Annotated in this window: 12 protein-coding genes; 9 read left to right on the top strand and 3 right to left on the bottom strand. The window is 48.8% G+C overall.

The window, feature by feature from the left end:
• The first annotated feature begins 3 nt into the window (after window positions 1–3).
• From H6F73_RS17950 to H6F73_RS17940, 3 genes are all read left to right on the top strand, one after another.
• Window positions 4–1,701: a WD40 repeat domain-containing protein gene (locus H6F73_RS17950; protein WP_190760155.1), complete on the top strand. Its 1,698-nt coding sequence runs from the start codon at window positions 4–6 to the stop codon at window positions 1,699–1,701.
• Between the two features lie 9 nt (window positions 1,702–1,710).
• Window positions 1,711–2,898 carry a phospholipase D-like domain-containing protein gene (locus H6F73_RS17945; RefSeq protein ID WP_190760154.1) on the top strand — a complete coding sequence of 396 codons (1,188 nt, stop codon included), beginning with the start codon at window positions 1,711–1,713 and terminating at the stop codon, window positions 2,896–2,898.
• A 491-nt stretch (window positions 2,899–3,389) separates the two neighbouring features.
• On the top strand, window positions 3,390–8,582 hold the full coding sequence (locus tag H6F73_RS17940; protein ID WP_190760153.1) for a tetratricopeptide repeat protein: 5,193 nt from the start codon (window positions 3,390–3,392) through the stop codon (window positions 8,580–8,582).
• Between the two features lie 192 nt (window positions 8,583–8,774).
• Here H6F73_RS17940 and H6F73_RS17935 read toward each other — a convergent pair whose 3' ends face one another.
• Window positions 8,775–8,996 carry a hypothetical protein gene (locus tag H6F73_RS17935; protein WP_190760152.1) on the bottom strand — a complete coding sequence of 74 codons (222 nt, stop codon included), beginning with the start codon at window positions 8,994–8,996 and terminating at the stop codon, window positions 8,775–8,777.
• A 263-nt stretch (window positions 8,997–9,259) separates the two neighbouring features.
• Between H6F73_RS17935 and aguB the strand changes: the two genes are divergently transcribed.
• A complete protein-coding gene (gene aguB, locus H6F73_RS17930) occupies window positions 9,260–10,120 on the top strand; it encodes an N-carbamoylputrescine amidase (protein WP_190760151.1) in 861 nt (286 codons plus the stop codon).
• Window positions 10,121–10,465: 345 nt separating this feature from the next.
• Here the strand turns inward: aguB and H6F73_RS17925 are convergent, their stop codons facing one another.
• Window positions 10,466–10,681 carry a hypothetical protein gene (locus tag H6F73_RS17925; RefSeq protein ID WP_190760150.1) on the bottom strand — a complete coding sequence of 72 codons (216 nt, stop codon included), beginning with the start codon at window positions 10,679–10,681 and terminating at the stop codon, window positions 10,466–10,468.
• A gap of 499 nt (window positions 10,682–11,180) precedes the next feature.
• Here H6F73_RS17925 and H6F73_RS17920 point away from each other — a divergent pair, with 499 nt between their 5' ends.
• From H6F73_RS17920 to H6F73_RS17900, 5 genes are all read left to right on the top strand, one after another.
• Window positions 11,181–12,125 (top strand): hypothetical protein, encoded by a 945-nt coding sequence (locus tag H6F73_RS17920; RefSeq protein ID WP_190760149.1) that lies wholly within the window; start codon window positions 11,181–11,183, stop codon window positions 12,123–12,125.
• A 74-nt stretch (window positions 12,126–12,199) separates the two neighbouring features.
• Complete coding sequence (locus tag H6F73_RS17915; protein ID WP_190760148.1) at window positions 12,200–12,736, top strand: hypothetical protein; 537 nt, start codon at window positions 12,200–12,202, stop codon at window positions 12,734–12,736.
• 97 nt (window positions 12,737–12,833) lie between these two features.
• The gene (locus H6F73_RS17910) at window positions 12,834–13,640 is read left to right on the top strand and encodes a hypothetical protein (protein ID WP_190760147.1); all 807 of its coding nucleotides are present in this window, start codon (window positions 12,834–12,836) and stop codon (window positions 13,638–13,640) included.
• A 356-nt stretch (window positions 13,641–13,996) separates the two neighbouring features.
• Complete coding sequence (locus H6F73_RS17905; protein ID WP_190760146.1) at window positions 13,997–16,111, top strand: WD40 repeat domain-containing protein; 2,115 nt, start codon at window positions 13,997–13,999, stop codon at window positions 16,109–16,111.
• Window positions 16,104–17,084, top strand: a complete 981-nt coding sequence (locus H6F73_RS17900; protein ID WP_190760145.1) for a hypothetical protein — start codon at window positions 16,104–16,106, stop codon at window positions 17,082–17,084. Before H6F73_RS17905 ends, H6F73_RS17900 begins: the two co-directional genes overlap by 8 nt.
• On the opposite strand, the gene dcm is transcribed toward H6F73_RS17900, so the two are convergent.
• A complete protein-coding gene (dcm, locus tag H6F73_RS17895; RefSeq protein WP_190760144.1) occupies window positions 17,016–18,227 on the bottom strand; it encodes a DNA (cytosine-5-)-methyltransferase in 1,212 nt (403 codons plus the stop codon). The genes H6F73_RS17900 and dcm overlap by 69 nt on opposite strands.
• Window positions 18,228–18,322: the final 95 nt, after the last annotated feature.

Genomic DNA, 18,322 nt, shown 5'->3' with positions numbered 1-18,322 from the left:
ACGATGAGCCTTAGCGCGTCCATCACTGCAATGATTCAGAACGCTTTCTTCAGCTTTCTTAAACTGTGCAATACTTCTCATCGGCTTGAGATAGCAGAGTATATCGCACTCATTTGCTCAATCGTTGGGTTAATTGCGGCTGTAATATCCGGGCAGATCATCTTTGCCGTTGTTCCCCTAACGAGTTCCGTCGCGCTGAACCTGCTCAACCGTTACCGCTACGACCGGCTCAATTCACGGCGGACGTCGGCGGCTATTATGCGGGTGCAGCAGCAATTTTCCGAAGAGATGCAACTGCTACAAGCCTCAGTGCCAGGAATACCGGCTTCCTCCCCACTGCCTGATAGCGCTCGTGGCACCCAGACCTATCCTACAGGAAGCACCGAGATGCCAAAAAAACCTGCTTCGCAACAGGAAGCGCCCGACCTGAACCCAATTTATCAAAATATCGCCCAGCTACAAGAAGAGTGCGCCACTGTGCAGGAATCTGTCAGCAGCGTTATTCACTATCTCAATAGCTCATCCGTTGTAGAACGGGTTGACCGCTTGGAACGGACGATGGCCCAGTTGTCGGAACGCCTTGCTAGTTTGGCTAACCAAATAGAAACCGCCATGCAGCGCCGGTGGGACGACAAGCAACAGCCACCGGCACCGGCAGCCGAACAACCCCGCGCCTCCAAAAAGAAAAAATCCGCCGCCCCAGAATCGACCCAAAAAGAGCCGGCAGCCCCCACCGCGACAGCCGAAGCAACCGCGCCCCAACCCACCGCAAAATCCATTCTCCTGCCCAGCTTTGTCAGTCAATCCCTCAATCAAAACTGGCGCTGCGTGCGTACCCTCACCGGACATACCGACTGGGTGAGTGGCTTGGCGATTAGCGCCGATGGCCAGCACTTGGTCAGCGGCAGTTTTGACAAAACCCTGAAAATTTGGCAGCCGTACACCGGCGAGTTGCTACATACCCTATCGGCTCATACCAAAGGCATTTTTTCCGTCGCCATCACCCCAGATAGTCAGATTGTGGCGAGCGGGAGCTGGGATGAGACAATCAAACTGTGGAAGCTAGAAACCGGGGAATTGATGGATACCCTGGCCGGCCATTCCGGCTCCGTGCGCTCCATCACCATCAGCCCCGATGGTAAAATGCTTGCCAGTGGCAGTTTTGACGAAACGATTAAGCTGTGGGAATTGAACACCGGCGTCTTGCAAAGCCGGCTCACGGATTATTCCGGGCCGGTTTACGCCCTGCAATTTAGCCCGAACGGGGAATTTCTCGCCAGTGGCGGCGGCGACGGACTGATCCATCTGTGGCAAATGCACACCGGCGAACATATCGGCACCCTCACGGGAAATTTAGATTTTGTTTGGTCACTCAGCTTTAGTCCCGATACGTCATATCTCGCCAGCGGCAACGGCAACGGCACCGTTAAACTGTGGGAGTTGGACACCGGCGATCTAATCGCCACCCTCGCCGAGCATTCCGGGCCGGTTTACTCGGTCGCATTCACCCCCGATGGGCAAACCCTGCTCAGTGGCAGTGCCGACGGCACCGTTAAAATCTGGGATAGGGCATCCGGCAAGCGAGTGCACACCCTGGCAGAGGATAGCAAACCCGCGATCTCCCTAGCCATCAGCCCTTCGGGTCAACTCCTCGCCATCGGCAGCGCCAACGGCACAATCAAAATTTGGCAGCGAGATTAAACAAAGTTCGTGAAAACCCGTAATGTGCTGGAAATTGCAGAGTTTGTATCCCTCGCCGGCTCAGTCGCGGGATCGGTTGCGGCTGTGTTTTTCCAGCAACTTGCCTATGCAGTCGCGCCCCTGTCGCTGTCGCTGCTGCTCAACTGGACAAACCGGCAGCGGTTTGAGCTACAGACTCGCCAACAAACCACAGCAGCGATCACTCAGTTAAACGAGCAACTCTCTAGCCTCGATGCGGCAAAACAGCAGTGGGCAGAAGCGTTAACTTCTGTGATTCAACGCTTGGAACACGAAGCCCAAAGTATTGAACCGGGGCGGGATCTGTCCGGCTTACTCTCAGAAATTGAGCAACTGAAAAACCGGCAAACCACCCTAGAAAAATGGCTGGCACCCATTCAAATTCAGTTAGACGGCTTGCGAGAGCAATTTACAAGCCGGCCTGAACTTGAGCAGATTGAAAATTTAGCCCGCGTGATTGTGGCGCTGCAACAATACCTTGACCGGCTGCCCCCACCCAGTGAAGCACAACTGCCGGTGGTAGATTTACAAAAGCAGGTAGAACTTGCGATTGCGAGCATTCCCGCTCAAGTTGAGGCTGCCGGTCATAATCTCATGGAGGAGATTGAACGGCAATTTCAAGTCATTCAGCAGCCTTATGAATATGAGCTGGTGATGAAGCGCGAACGCAGTCACTCTTTGCTCCTAGAAGCCCTGGAAAAAGCCCAAGACCGGCTGATCGTCGTCTGTCCCTGGCTGAGGCGTAGCCGGCTTGATGACAGCATGATGCGTCACTTTAGGGCACTGCTAGATCGCAACTGTTGCGTTGAGATCGGCTGGGGACAACCCACGGATGTGGAAACGCCGGCAGAATATGCCGCCGGCATCCATCAGTTGCAACAGCTCGTGAGAGAATATCCGGATCGCTTTAAGCTGAAAGGATTGGCGACGCATGAGAATTTTTTAGTGTGCGATTGCGCCTTTGCCTGGGTGGGCAGTCATGATGTTCTTAATGCCGGCACCCAACGGGATCGCCCAGAGGTGGGAGTTCGCACCACTGATCCCCGGATCATTGAAGAATTGATCCAACGCTTTGACGAAGCCCAACCGTTAAATTTACCAAACAGCCGGCTTATCCCAACCTCCCTCGACCAATTTGCCGATGCAGAAGAACCTTCTGAACCGCTACTCGAAGATTGAGCCGGTTACGAAAGCAAAAATTAAGTCTTTGGGAGGAAGTTAAAAAGCTTTAATATCTTGCATTATTCTCAAATTAGAACAATCGCTCAATTTTTTCGTTAGCCATTTCTATCCTGTAACATGGTTGGAAACCACAGATTTTAGGGAACTAGGCTGTAGGGGGTGATAACTCTTCAAGGGAGCGCGTTACTTTTTGGCATCCGGATCTCAGCGGTTTTTAATTGTTTAACATTTAAAAGAATTATTGATGAGAGCGTTAATTAGCTTAAGTGAGATATTTTAAATAAAACTTTGAAAAATATGTAAATTAGAGTATAAGAATATACGGGAATTATCCGAAAATCTGCTATAAATTCATAATGCAAGTTAAATGCAGGAAAAGACCTCAGAAAATCTCAAAATGAACTCGGCAAGATTTGGCTGCGCGATTGAGGCAAAATAGAAGGCAACTATCAGGCAAAATGTGATGGGGTTCTAGAAGTAGGTGAATTATGAAAAACAGCTGGCTAGAGATTGCAGAATATATCACCATTGCTGGTTCAATCGCTGGATCGGCTGTTGCAGTGCTGTCGCAGCAGCTGGTGTACGCAGCAGCGCCGGTGTCTGCGTCGCTGTTACTGAACCTGCTAAACCGGCGGCGGCTAGAGGAACTGGCACCGCCCAGCCCAAACGGAGACGTGACTCAAATTCACCGGCAACTTTCCACCGAGGTGGAATCGCTACGCGCCTCAGTCAGAAGATTGCCCACTCATGAAGAACTCAGAGGCGTTAAAGAAGCGCTTCAGATAGAAATGCGCCGGTTAGAAGGGCTGGAAACAGCAGAAGGCAGTGCGGCTGGAGAGATATCCCACATTCACAACCAGTATTCCAGCTTGCTTGAAGCCGTTGCCACCGTGAGCAACCGTTTAGAAGAATTTCCACCGGCATCAAGAGTGGAAGGTTTAGAAAAAGCCTTTGCCCGAACCACAGAAGAACTCGCGCAACTGGAAAACGAAGTCACCCAACTTCAAACCAACCTACAAAACCGGCAAGCTCAAAGCTCAACAGAAGAGCAAGTCCTAACAGCACAAGCTTACTCGCTCCTAGAGCAACAACTTGAACAGTTAAGAACAACCTTAGCCCAAGTCCAGCAAGACGCCCAAAATCGGGTGCCGGCGCAAGATTTTAACTCCCTAGTGGCAGCGATGCAGGTGCTTGAGCAAGCCGTAGCACCCGCTGCTGGGGCAATCTCAGACATCCAGGCGCAGCTAGACGCATTGAGCGAACAAGTCAACCGGCAGTCCAACGAAACACTACAAACCACTACCCTACAGCAGCTAGAAGAAATTAGAGGAGCGCTGGCAGGGTTAGAGCGCCGGATTGATTTAGAAAAGGAAAATTTCACCGCCACCGCAGCGCTAAGCTCAGAAACCACAGAATTAGCCGGCATTGAAGCACTCGCCCCACTGAGCAATGCGGTAGAGGATATGCGACTGGAATTAGACGATTTGAGATCGCAGATCAGGCAACGCAGTGGGGTAACATTGCCAGCCGACATCTCCCAGCAGTTAGAGGAACTGCGAGCATCTTTAAGCGAACTAACTCAGCGTGTAGAAACCGTTAGCACTAACACATCTGCTGAAACCGCAGATGTAGCCGGCAGCGAAGCACTCGCCCCCCTGAGCAATGCGCTAGAGGATATGCGACTGGAATTAGACGATTTGAGATCGCAGATCAGACAGCGTAGCGGGGTAACACTGCCAACCGGCATCTCCGAGCAGTTAGACGAACTCAGGGTATCTTTAAGCGAACTAACTAAGCGTGTAGAAACCGGCAGCATTAACACATCTGGTGAAACCACAGAATTAGCCGGCAGCGAAGCACTCGCCCCCCTGAGCAATGCGCTAGAGGATATGCGGCTGGAATTAGACGATTTGAGATCGCAAATCAAACAGCGCAGTGGGGTAACATTACCAGCCGGCATCTCCGAGCAGTTAGACGAACTCAGGGCATCTTTAAGCGAACTAACTCAGCGTGTAGAAACCGGCAGTATTAACACATCTGCTGAAACCGCAGATGTAGCCGGCAGCGAAGCAATCGCCCCCCTGAGCAATGCGCTAGAGGATATGCGGCTGGAATTAGACGATTTGAGATCGCAGATCAGGCAGCGCAGCGGAGTAACATTACCAGCCGGCATCTCCGAGCAGTTAGAGGAACTGCGAGCATCTTTAAGCGAACTAACTCAGCGTGTAGAAACCGTTAGCACTACCACATCTGAAACCGCAGATGTAGCCGGCAGCGAAGCAATCGCCCCCCTGAGCAATGCGCTAGAGGATATGCGGCTGGAATTAGACGACTTGAGATCGCAGATCAGGCAACGCACTGGGGTAACATTGCCAGCCGGCATCTCCGAGCAGTTAGACGAACTCAGGGTATCTTTAAGCGAACTAACTCAGCGTGTAGAAACCGGCAGTATTAACACATCTGCTGAAACCGCAGATGTAGCCGGCAGCGAAGCACTCGCTCCCCTAAGCAATGCGCTAGAGGATATGCGACTGGAATTAGACGACTTGAGATCGCAGCTCAGGCAACGCACTGGGGTAACATTGCCAGCCGGCATCTCCGAGCAGCTAGACGAACTCAGAGAATCCTTCAACCAGTTAAACCGGCGTGTGGATCAACCGGCATCTGCTCAAACCGCAGATTTAGCCGGCATTGAAGAAGTCCTAGCCAAAATCGCCCAATCTGTTGCCGACTCAAAAGCGCAAATAGAAAGCCGACTCATCCAGTTGGAAGCGCGAGAAATCAACCCCCTGGGGCAAGATGTTGCTCAGCTGCAACACGAGTATGCCAGCTTACTCGCCTCCATTGCCGGTTTAATTGCACGACTCGACAGTTTGCCACCGGCATCAAGGTTAGACAATTTAGAAACAACCTTAGCCCAACTGGTGCAAAGAATCGAAACCCTGCCAACCGAGAGCGTGGAGCAACCCATGCCGGTAAACCCCGCCATTGAGGGGCAAATTGAGGAATTCAGGAGTGCCTTAGCCGAATTAGAGCGCACTATCCAAAATCCCGCCCCTCAAGCAGCAACAACCACAGCCTTAGAGGAAACTGTCGCCGAAATTCAAGCCGAACTGGACAACTTGAGAGCGCAAGTCAACCAGCCTTTAGCAGCAATTGTGCCGGTAGACAGCCGACTGGAAATAGAAGAAGTCCGAGGAGTCGTTGATGCGCTCAACCGGCGTATCGATGACTTACCGCTGCCAGAACCCGTAGATTTCACCGGCGTTGAAGAAGTTTTAGGCAAAATCGCCGAATCCGTCGCAGAAGCAAAAGCCCGGATGGAAAACCGGCTTGCCCAGCTAGAAGCAGAAATCCACAATTTCGCTGATCTCGAACCCGTACCGGGCAACCTTTTGGAGTTGAGAGAACAGTATGCCGGCTTGCTAGAATCGGTTGCCGGCGTCACCACACGCCTAGAAAGCAGCCCATCTGCCGCGAAGATAGACGAGTTGGAAAGAGCCATCACCGAGGCTTGGGAAAGAATCGCTTATCTGCAAACAGCCTTCGCCGAACAACAATCTGCACCCGCCTCTGTGGAGGTAGAGCAGCAGTTGGGGGAGTTAAGAAGCGCTCTGGGGCAGCTAGAAAGCTCTCTAGAGCATTTGGCGACAAAAGCCGAAGTTCAGCAACATCTGGGAGACATCCAGAAGTTAGTCAGTGAGCTGCGGCAACAAACAGCCGGTGCGAATACAGATTGGCAGCAATTGCGCCAAGACGTTCAATCCTTGCAACAACAAGTTGAAACCTTGCCCGTAGAACTTCAAGAGCGCATCAGTGCGGAACTGCAAGAACCCCTCAACGCCCTGAGTGAGCAGTTTAACCAGCGTCCCGAAAGGCAGCAGATAGAAGAGTTGCGCGAATCCCTCACCCAACTTTATCGGCGCATCAACGTAGAAACGCAAAATTACTCCTCTGAGCCGGCATCGACTGGATCTGCCGATTTGACTGAGGTGGAAAGCATCTTAACTAAGATTGCCGAAGCAGTTGCGGAAGCGAAATCTCAGATGGAAAGTCGCATTGCCGAGATCCAATCGGTTGATGTCGATTCCCTGCAAGGAGATATCTCCGGATTGCACGCCGCCCTAGATCGCTTAGAAACCGGGCACATCGCCGCTTTAGAGGAAGCGATCACCCGACTGCAAACAGATTTGGAGACGGTTTCTAACCGTCCTACCTCAGATTTTCCCTCGCTAGGTATGTCGGCACTATTACCCGTCGCGTCTGGATTGAATCCAGATGTCGAGAGCGGGTTAGCCGGCGCAACCACCGAACTTGCCAATATTCAACTGTTGGTGACTCAAGCCGTGGAAAATCAGTTGGGTGAGATTAACCAGCTGCTCAAAGCCCTACAAACTTGGGAATTCAAGTTAGTATTTGACCGTCCGGGGATTCGAGCCGTGTTGGAAGAAGCCCTAGAAACCACCCAAGAGCGACTGATTGTTGTTTGCCCTTGGGTGAGCCGATCCAGCCTCGATGGCGACTTGCTGAGGAAATTTGAGGCATTTCTAGAGCGAAATGGCCGGCTAGATATTGGCTGGGGCAACCTCAAAGATATTGATAGCGGTGAGTTTCCGCGAAAAACAGACCGGCAGTGGCAAAGCAACGACGAGAGCGATACTTTGTATGACGCGCTCAACGACTTGGAACAGTTGCAGAGCAAATATCCCAGCCAACTGCGGTTAAAAGTTCTGGGAACCAACGAAAACTACTTAGTGAGTGATAGCACCAGTGCTATGCTCACCACTCACAACTTCCTCAGCGCCGGTGCCGGTTTCCCCGAACGCGAAGTCGGCGTACTCACCACCGATCCCCGGATTATCCAAGGTTTAATTGACCGCTTTGACGATCCGGTTCTCAACCCCAACAACGCCTACGCTTACCGAAAACGCGGGTTTGAGCGCTTAGATAGCGGAGATGCCCCGTCTGCAATTGAAGATTACACGCAAGCATTGGAACTCGATGCCAACAATGCCAACGTCTATAACAACCGAGGCGTCGCCCGCTCAAATCTCGGAGAGCACGCTGCCGCCATCGAGGATTACACCCAAGCCTTGCTGATTAATCCCAACGAGGGCGCTTATTACTTCAACCGAGGTTTTTCCCGATCTCACATAGCAGAATACGCCGGCGCAATTGCAGACTTCACCGAAGCAATTCGCCTGCTGCCTGAAGATGCAGACTCCTACTTCCAGCGCGGTGAAGCGTATCGGCTATTAGGACAATATCAAAACGCAGTTGCAGATTACACCCAAGCCTTGCAACTCAATCCACGAGATGCAATTGCACACAACAACCGGGGATTAGCATACTATGAGCTAGGAAATCGGCAGGCAGCCATTGAAGATTACAATCACGCACTACAGATTAATCCTGATGATGCCGTTGCATACTTCAACCGAGGGATTGCCTTCGCTGCCGGCGGAGATTATGCCGGTGCAATTGCAGACTTTAACCACACCCTGACACACCATCTTGATCATGCCGGTGCCTATCATAACCGAGGATTAGCCCGTGCAGAAATCGGAGATCGGCCAAAAGCGATTGAAGATATACAAAACGCCGCCCACCTCTTTTCCACTAAAGGAGACACCGACAGCGCCCAACAAGCCCTAGAAACCCTCAAAAAACTGCAATCGTAGCCAATCTACAGACTGCAAAATCCCAACAAAAACGCAGATAAATCATCCGTATTTATCTGCGTTTATCTGCGTTTATCTGCAGTTAAAAAAATCAAATACTTTGTTTCTGAACAGAACGCCCTTGCTACCTTCTCAACACCCATCATCATCGAAGGCGCATAGCATCAACCAAAAACCCTAGAAAATAACAACTTATTCCATAACAGTGGAAAGTTCATCCACAATCTTCACCCGTCCCCGACTCACAGAATGCAACAGCCGGTCAATTGAAAATCTTTCCTCTTCATCAAGCGATTCATCCAAAACCGCTGCCATCAACCCATAACGATCAGCAAGCGTAATAGAACCAGAGATAGTCACTTCAGCGAACAGATCAGAGATAGCGGAGGGAAGAAGGATTGTGGGAGAGGTCATGATGATGGGTTGAACTCGATGTATCTAATATCTCGCCTTTTTCTGAAGTCTTGCGTGATGTAACCCGTTCATCGTTTGTGATAGTTCAAGGTCGAGCACGTGATAGAAACAAAATAACCAAGTGACAGACTTTTTCTATCTGAGTGATGTGTATCACACCTTTGGGAAGGGATGAAGCATGGGGAATCGAACTTTTTTTATCACCGGCATCTCACCGGCAAGCGTGAATAGATGTATCAGCCTTCAGCGCGAAAAAAACTGACATGACACAAAATACAACCGTTGCAGCCATCCAAACAGCCTTCTCAGAAGACAGATCCACCAACATCACCCGCATCAGTCATCTCGTACGGGAGGCAGCCGGCAAAGGTGCCCAAATAATTTTGCCCCCGGAACTGTTTGAGGGACATTACTTTTGCCGAGAGGAACGAGAGCAATTCTTTAACAACGCCCATCCCCTAGAGGGACATCCCACGATTGCCCACTTTCAGCAGTTAGCTGAGGAATTAAACGTCGTTGTGCCGGTGTCATTTTTTGAAAAAACCGGCCCTGCTTACTACAACAGTGTGGCGATCATCGATGCCGGTGGCTCAGTCTTGGGAGTTTACCGCAAAAGCCACATTCCCGACGGCCCAGGCTACGAAGAAAAATTTTACTTCCGCCCTGGAAATACCGGCTTTCGAGTCTGGACAACTCGTTTTGGCCGGCTTGGCGTTGGAATTTGCTGGGATCAGTGGTTTCCAGAGTGTGCTCGCTCAATGGTACTCATGGGAGCCGAACTTTTACTTTATCCCACAGCCATTGGCACTGAACCCCAAGATTTAACTCTAGATACTAAAGATCCTTGGCAGCGAGTTATGATCGGCCATGCCGTCGCCAATACTGTGCCGGTTGTTGCAGCAAACCGTGTCGGGTGCGAAGGCGGACAAACTTTTTATGGTCATTCCTTTATCGCTAACCACCGGGGAGACAAAGTTGCAGAACTCGGACGGGTAGACGAAGGCATCATTTACACCACATTTAACCTAGCCGAAATTGCCCTAAGCCGCGCCTCATTCGGCTTATTCCGTGATCGCCGGCCTGAACTTTATAGCACACTCACCACTGCCGACGGAACCACTTAATTTCCCAAAAATTTTCTAATCCCCTCATCCGGGACTCTAATCCCAACGATTGCTGCCGGTGGGTAAAGATGTTATACATTTTCTTGCCGGCTCTAAAAAATACCCAATCTTGCCGGCTTCGGTCAACGGTAGATCACAGAAACATCATTCAAAATGGTATCAAATCGGAAGTTATACTAACATCTAGCAGACTGAGTGCCTGGATTGCAATTTTAACCCGCAGACGGCCCTTTCGGGAAACAGTTAGGGACAAAGATAAGGCACCCGGTTAAACACTTACCACCGACACGTTGGCTGGTTGCCGGCAGCCCTCTTGCCTTGGCTGAAAGTGTGGTTGCCGGTGAATTAATAAGGAAAAGCGTCGAGATTCTTCAGCAGATCCTCTAGATATGCTTGTGGGTTCGTCGTCTCGATGGCCGCTTTCTTCGCTTTATCCTTAATCGACTTGAGTACCAAACGCACAACCCAAGAGGACAGGCGCGGGTTGTTATCTATCTCCGAGATCAACGCATCTAAATCGTTAATCATGGCCATCAGGTGCAGGTTGCTGTCTTGTAACATGGCTGAGGCTATCTCCCATTTTTTGTTTTAACGATTCACGGTAACTACGACAGGAAAACACTGTCAGAGGGTTGAGGAACTTAGTAACATCGGGTGCTACTAAAATACGATTCACGCCCTTTATTTCTGCCTATAAAGTAAAAAATTCAAGGGGACAGGTATGCAAGTTTTGTGCCACTCCTTTAGCCGGCTCAAAAACCTGAAGGAAAATCAGGTTCAACCCTTTTTGAAAAACAGGTGCGAAGCCTTACCCATCAAAAACTTTTAACTGGGTGTGCCAGAGGTGACAAGTTTTTAGCAGCCACCAGCGGATGTCGGTGAGAGTGGACACTTTGGAAATTGGCACAAGTTACGGGACAGGGGAGAGGGGCTAAGGAGAGTTAGGAAACAGGAGGGAGGAAAGGGGCAATAGGACTGTCGGCAGATGAAGGGACAAGCGCTGTCCCGCCTGTGCTAAGGGATAAAGGATAGAAGACAACTGATATTTTGAGGTGCAATCTTGAACTACACTACAGCCATGCGGAATACAGAACCATCAATCAAAGCTGTGAGGAACTCTCAGAACCAGGGTCAGCGGCTAGAGCTGGCAGAATACGCCTCCCTAATTGCCTCCGGGGTAGGAACAATTGTCGCCGCCGTATCGGGACAAGTTGTATATGCTGCAGCCCCGCTGACGCTCGCCCTCTCACTGAATATGGTTAACCGGCAGCGATTTCTGGCACAGACAAAGGCAATTGAGCAAAGCACGAGCGCAGCCATTTCGCTTTTAGAACACGAACTGCGAGGCGACATTCAATCGGTGCGAAGCTCATCACAAAGTACACCGGCATCCGAACGCCTTCGGGATCTCGAAGCCTCAATGCTCAGGCTAAGTACGCTGTGGGTTCAGCTACAACAACGGCTTGAGCGCTCATCTGCGTCTTTACAAGATCCACAGATTCAGCAAGAGTTTGCAATTGTTCGCAGAGCAATCGTCCGGTTACGCGACAGCACGAATGTAAATATCGCGGAAGTTCGTCAAAGTCTGGCGGAGGAAATTGAGTCCCTGCGGCAGATGGTAAGGCAGCCGGCACAGCAGGCAGAATTGTCAACCGCAACATCTCAACTCGCCCCAGCCGATGAAGTGCCGGCTCAAATCGCTCAATTACAGCAGCGAGTGGAACAGCTAGAGCTGAAGAACCAGGAGATTGTCAAGCCCTATATCAAGCGCCTCGTCATGGAGGTGAAGCAACTGCAACAGCAATCGGACACCGAACCGATTAAAACTGCCCTCGCCGACTTGAGCGTGCAGATTGAGAATCTTGCCAAAGAACTCGAAGCCCAAATCGATCCGCACCAAATGCAAGGGATGCACTCCGCCCTATCTAGACTCTCAGAAAATATCGCCGAAAGGCACCGCGTTCCCGGAATCGAGCCGCAGCCGGTTAGAAGTATTGAAACCTAAGCCCATGCAGCCTAGGATCTTGGAAATTGCGACCAACAATATTTGAACCGGCTGATTGTCTATTTTGTGCCTAAATGTTGCAGATTACATCTTCCACTAACCTCAACATTCTGCTCGAAAATCTCCTGTTTCTAGTTATTTCCACCTCTTTTTTGGGGTTTGTCGGTTTTTTGTGGAGAGAATCAAAGCCTTTTAGCCTTCCGCAAACGCTGCCGGCGTGGTTTTCTGCATGGTTAGCTGTTGTGCTGGTGGTAGGCTTGGCGCTGCCTTTGGTGGTAATGATTCTGTGGGGCGTGTGGTGGGGCAATCGAAGCGTGTTACAAGCCTTGATTCCCTACTTTGTCATGCTAGGGTTGCAAATTCTATCCGAACGAGTAACCCTGAAACAATTTCACTCGTGCGTATGGGTGTTGATTCCTTGTCTCTACCTGCCTTACCGCTTCTGGCAGCTATATATTGGATTGACACTCGTCAGTTTTGATACTCGGTTAATTTGGGTACAAAGGTTATTAGCTGTCGAGATCGTCCTTTGGATTTTTAACTACGGCGTCCACCTGTCGCAGATTCCACGCCTTCTGCGTTGGGAAGTTCAGCCGCAAAGTGATGGTTGAAAAACTTCAACATCCGTTCTCAAACCTGAATGTTTACTGAAAACTCGGTGCAATCGCGCCTAAAATTGCGGGAAGGCATTTTAAGCGACCTGAAATTATGCAGAAGATAGAACCCTCACTCCAAACTGTGACAAATACTCTCAGCCGCCGGCATTGGTTAGAGCTGGCAGAGTACGCATCGGTTGCCGGCTCGGCTGTGGGAACGCTGGCGGCGGCAGTCTCCCAGCAGTTTGTCTTCGCCGCTGCTCCTCTCACTTTAGCGGTGTCTCTCAACCTGCTTAATCGCTCTCGAATGGCGCAACAACCGCGTCTGCCTGAGCCGGCTGCCATCAATTCCCTGACTTCCAGCTTTGATGATTTATTCCCCTTTTCCCAACCTCCAGAGTTGTTTGATTCGCCTGGGATTCAAGATGAAATTGCTCACCTGCGGCAGTCCCTAACACAGTTGGGGGAAACCACTGCGGCTGCGATGGTGGAAGTTCGCCAGCAGCTAGCCCAGATGCGCCAAAGTGTGTCTCATTCAGAATCTAACGATCTCAACCCCATTTACCAGGCGCTCTCCCAACTGCAAGCTGTGACTGAACGTTTGGAGAATCAAGCATTTCAAGAAGACGACTGGGAACGGCTGAATGTCCGATTGTTATTGATGCAAGAAGCGATTGCGGATCTGAAAAATACTACCATTCAGATACAAGAGCGTGAAAATGAACCCTCAGATTTTAATGATATTGAAGCAGTCATCGCCCAGATCCACGCGGCTTGGCAGACGCAGATTGATGAGCTGATCGGGCGTCTTGAGCAATTGGAACATAAGAATCGAGAAATTATCAAACCCTACCTGCAGCGTTTGGTTTCCGAGGTGAAGCAGCTCCAGAAGCAATCGGTTAAGGCGGGACGTTCTTAAAAGTTTGTGTGAGATAAAACATTTAAATTGCATTTGTGACCGCTTGATAAGTAAAAAACAGCCCTCAAGACAAGGGGCTGAAATCGTTGCAGACAAAGTAAAATGCGAGGAAACAATGAACGCAAAATAAAATAATTTCTGATCATTTATCTGCAGTTTTTACTTTTTAAAATTTAATAAAATATGCAATTTAAATGTTTTATCTGGAGACGTTATTTCCAGAAAATTGACCGTAATTGGATAGAAGCGGTGCCGGCAAAGTCTCGATAGGAGAAATTTTATATTTCTACTGTAGTGGGATGGAGGCAAACCGGCTGACAATTATCATAAAGAATGGAGCCGATTAGAACTGTTTCATGCGAAATCACCGTCAGTGGCTAGAAATTGTTGAATATCTCTCAATCGCTGGATCGGCGGTGGGAACTGTGGTTGCTGTGGCGTCACAGCAAGTCGTCTATGCAGCGACACCGATTTCGCTGTCGTTGTTGCTGAATCTGCTGAATCGTCGCCGGCTGGAGAATTTGCCGGCAGCCGGTGGCACAAGTGAGATTATCCAGGTACAGCGCCAACTTTTAGGCGAGGTGGAATCTGTGCGCCGGCAACTTTCAGCGATGCCGGTTCAGGATGCCGGTGCAAATATAACCGTGTTGCGGCAGCTATCGGAACAAATTACGGATTTGCCAACCCTGCAAGCACAACTTGCACAGATTAATCACCGGCTTGATACAGAAAAGCAAAATTTTGAGCCGGTGCCGGTTAACTCTAATTTAGAGCAACAAATTGAGGAATTAAGAATTGGGTTAATTCGAGCCATCGAACAAATCGCTCATCAGCAGCATGAAGCTCAAAATGGAGCGCCAAGACAGGATCTCATGCGGCTATTTACCCAAATGGAGACGCTACAGCAGCAGCAAATTATTCTCAAGCAAACAGTCGCACCGATAGAAGGGGCGCTTACAGGTTTTATGGGCTATTTGGACGCCCATAGTGAGCAATTTAACCGGCGTATTGGAACATTTGAGGTTGCAACTGAAAGGCAGGTGGCAGAGTTAAGAGAAACGCTGACACAGATGCAACAGCGACTCAATGAAGATCGGCAAAATTTGGCGTCGATGCCGGCTACTTCAGAATCTATTGATTTGAGGAATATAGAAACTGCGTTAGCGCAACTTTCAGAAGAACTCGCAGCGCTGCCGGCGCAAATGCCAAGCAGAAACGCTTCACCTGAAACATTTGATTATAATTTAATTCAAGAAGAAATTGCGAAATTGCTGCAAAGCCGGCTCGATTTTAATCCAATTCGAGAAGAACTTGCGAAATTGCGAAGCCAGTATGCAGATTTACAAGAATCTGTTGATAATTTAGCTGAGCGTTTAAACGGAGAAAAGCAGCTTAGCAGTGGCAGAGTGTCTGGTGAACCAGAAAGAAAGAAAGAGCCAATTATTCTTCAGCCGGCAGCAGACGAGAAACCTGCTGAAAAAAGACGAGAAATTGAGCCAGCGCCAGCTATTTTTGTGGAGCCGGCATCAAAATCAAAACCGAAACTTTGGCGGTGTGTGAAGACACTTACGGGACATTCAAGCGCCGTCACCTGCCTTGCTATCAGTGCCGGCGGAAACCAGCTCGCAACGGGAAGTTATAAAGAAATTAAGCTTTGGAATTTAAAGACGGGTGAAGAACTTCAAACTCTGGCTATGCAGTCAGAAGCGATGTCAGTTTCCGCTCTAGCTTTTAGCCCAAATGCCGAGATTATTGCCTCTGCAAATGCCGATATTGAGATATGGAATTTAAGAACCGGCCAACAAATTCGCACCCTGGAAACTTCTTGCTGGGCTTTATCGGTTGCGATTAGTCCGGATGGTAAAATTCTCGTTAGCGGGGGTGAAGATCCCGTTGATGAAACGGGTTCAATTCAGATATGGAAGTTGGAAACTGGAGAACTTCTCCACGATTTAGGCCCAGATGTGATTGATTCAGTTGCCATTAGTCCAGATGGTCAAATTTTAGCAAGTGCCGGTCTCAAGGGAGTAGACGAAGATGAAATCGAGGAAATCGACGAAGCCGGTTTAATTCAGTTGCGGCGTTTGGATACCGGCAAAGTGCTTCATACCTTAACTGATCCTTCTGGAAAGGTTTATTCAGTAGCGATCAGTGCGGATGGAAAAGTGCTGGCGAGTGGCAGTCATAATGGAACCGTAAAGCTATGGAATTTGAGGACAGGAGAGTTATTGCGTACCCTTGCCGGTCATTCGCTGCCGGTTCATTCTGTTGCTATTAGTTCTGATGGAAAAATTCTGGCAAGTGGCAGTAGCGATCAAACCGTTAAATTGTGGAATTTGCAGACTGGAGAATTGCTGCAAACACTAACTGAGCACTCCGAGAAAGTTTCTTCAGTGGCGTTCAGTCCGGATGGTCAAATTCTGGTAAGTTGCAGCAGTGATATGACGATTAAGGTGTGCCGGTGTGATTGATTTGGGAATTAGATTAAATGTCCTGATAGGAACCTTACCAAGTTCAAACGAGATGAATTTAGAAAATCCTGCATCTAAAGCTTTACTGGCCTTCCTTGAGTCCGAAATATCCCAAAATCGTGCTCTTGGCGACTATCAAACTATGCTAAGGGCTTTATGGAATAAACGAGAAAATCCAACCCTAACTCAGATACCAACAAAATTGCCAGTTGGATACCGGAGCCTTGCTGTACGAGAGTACGTGCGCCAGCAGTACGGTGCTTTACTACCATACTGGGGGCCAACGGCCATTCGGGGTGATTTAACCGAGAAGAAAGCACATATCAGTACCTTTATTAGCCTTGTCAACGAGTTACCAAATGACGTGGTTGAAGTCAATAAAGTGTTAGAGTGTGCCGCGAAAATAGTGGCGAATTACATTAATGCTAAATCTCCTATTATCGAATTAGCGGCAGCAACCGAACCACAACGGGTATTGAACCAGTTACTTGCCACAAAAAGTCATGGTCGCATTCAGCAGGGCATTGTCTATGCGCTTCTTAAAGTCCTCCATGAGGGAGTTCCTAGGATTACTGTCCGCACAAAGGCAGTATTCGCTGGCGACGTCCAGAGCGGACGACGAGGCGACGTTGATGTAATTGAAAATGAAGATAAAATTCGGGCAGTATTCGAGGTTAAAGCTCAACGGTTAAATGTAAATATCTATGAAGATGTTGTTCGCACGCATACAGCCACTGGAGAACGAGATTATCCAGTATTTATTTTGGCTGATGACTTTAAAATGGATGCATTTAACGAGTACCAAGATGTTTTTCTAGTAAGGCTGCGAGACTTTTGTCTGACTATTTTAGCAGAGATTGTTTCATCAAAAGGAATCTCTTCTAATGAGTCAATTCGTAGGATTTTAGACGTTTACAACAGCGACTTCTGTGATTTCATTCAAAAAGATCGGACGCTGAGAGTTGACTACTAAATAACGCTTAATTTCTTTGCCTATCCAAGTAATAACTGGTACGGCAACAGCATCTCCAAAAGCATAACGCCCAACGCTCTGACTCTCTGGTATCCAAAAGCTATCTTCAACTCCTTGAAGGCGTCCATACTCGCGTGCAGTCATATACCGCATTTTAACTTGATCGGGCAAGACAACGATGAGGATTTGCCGGCTGCTACCACCTGATCCAGTTCGCAAGCAACCAGCAATTCCATCGTCTCTAGTTTCTAGGCAAACTAAGCCTTTACGCATCCGACGATAGGCACTCAAGTAAACAGTTTGTCCGCTTGAACGTGCCACTTGCCGGGCTGTTTCTAAACGCTTTTTACTGTTGCACCTGATGTAGGACAATTCCCGAAGCAACTGAGTTTCTCTAAACCATTCTTGATGATTTCTTGTGTCTACTAAATCTCCAATAATACTTTCTCTAATAGCTGGCAACGGAGATAAATTTAAAAATCCCCAAGATATATCTGGATTAGAGAAAAATACCTTCTGTACTGACATCGGACGACAAGGATGCTGGAAAGCCCGACTGTTTTCTTTCGTTACTTCAGTCAGATTCCCAACTTTGCCAAGATTCATACCGATAATAAAAACACGGGGACGACTTTGAGGGAGAAAGTGTACGGCGTCAACAACAAGAACATCACACGAATAACTTAATTGATTAAGCGATACAAGAATATTTCGGATATCTTGGCCCTTCGATGAAGTTAAAAGACCAGGAACATTTTCTATCAGTACAACTGGCGGTAGCCGTTTGTTAGTGGCAAGCTCTTTGAGTATTCGCATAAACTCAAAGAAGGTGCCACTGCGATTACCTGCTAGACCCTGCCGATTCCCAGCTAGTGACAGATCCTGACAAGGAAATGAGGCTGTTACTAAACTGACATCAGGAACGTTGCTGGCGTACAGATTAGCTATGTTGTCAATCAGGAGGTGGTCATTGCCAAAATTTTTGCTGTATATTTCACCTTTGACTTGATCGTTGTCATTTGCTAACACGCACTGCCAACCAGCTCTCTCAAGACCCTTACGCACTAAACCAATTCCAGCAAAAAATTCAGCAAATTTTAGTAAATTTTCGTCCGTGGCTGACTGTAGCGTTTTAAGCTTCATAAAGCTATACGTTCTTTCCGATTCCAAAGCGTGATATTAGTCAATTTACTATAAAACCTTTCAATATTGTTTTGATAATTTATGATAAAGGAATT

The organism is Microcoleus sp. FACHB-68 (assembly GCF_014695715.1).
Taxonomy (GTDB): domain Bacteria; phylum Cyanobacteriota; class Cyanobacteriia; order Cyanobacteriales; family Oscillatoriaceae; genus FACHB-68.
Note: the sequence above shows the minus strand (reverse complement) of the source record. Positions and strands in the feature narration are given on the sequence as shown.

What these genes read in the sequence shown, in the direction of transcription:
- H6F73_RS17940 (WP_190760153.1), top strand. Translation starts at nt 3,390, where the DNA reads ATGAAAAACAGCTGGCTAGAGATTGCAGAATATATCACCATTGCTGGT.
- H6F73_RS17915 (WP_190760148.1), top strand. Translation starts at nt 12,200, where the DNA reads ATGTTGCAGATTACATCTTCCACTAACCTCAACATTCTGCTCGAAAAT.
- H6F73_RS17950 (WP_190760155.1), top strand. Translation starts at nt 4, where the DNA reads ATGAGCCTTAGCGCGTCCATCACTGCAATGATTCAGAACGCTTTCTTC.
- H6F73_RS17905 (WP_190760146.1), top strand. Translation starts at nt 13,997, where the DNA reads ATGCGAAATCACCGTCAGTGGCTAGAAATTGTTGAATATCTCTCAATC.
- dcm (WP_190760144.1), bottom strand. Translation starts at nt 18,227, where the DNA reads ATGAAGCTTAAAACGCTACAGTCAGCCACGGACGAAAATTTACTAAAA.
- aguB (WP_190760151.1), top strand. Translation starts at nt 9,260, where the DNA reads ATGACACAAAATACAACCGTTGCAGCCATCCAAACAGCCTTCTCAGAA.
- H6F73_RS17935 (WP_190760152.1), bottom strand. Translation starts at nt 8,996, where the DNA reads ATGACCTCTCCCACAATCCTTCTTCCCTCCGCTATCTCTGATCTGTTC.
- H6F73_RS17925 (WP_190760150.1), bottom strand. Translation starts at nt 10,681, where the DNA reads ATGTTACAAGACAGCAACCTGCACCTGATGGCCATGATTAACGATTTA.
- H6F73_RS17910 (WP_190760147.1), top strand. Translation starts at nt 12,834, where the DNA reads ATGCAGAAGATAGAACCCTCACTCCAAACTGTGACAAATACTCTCAGC.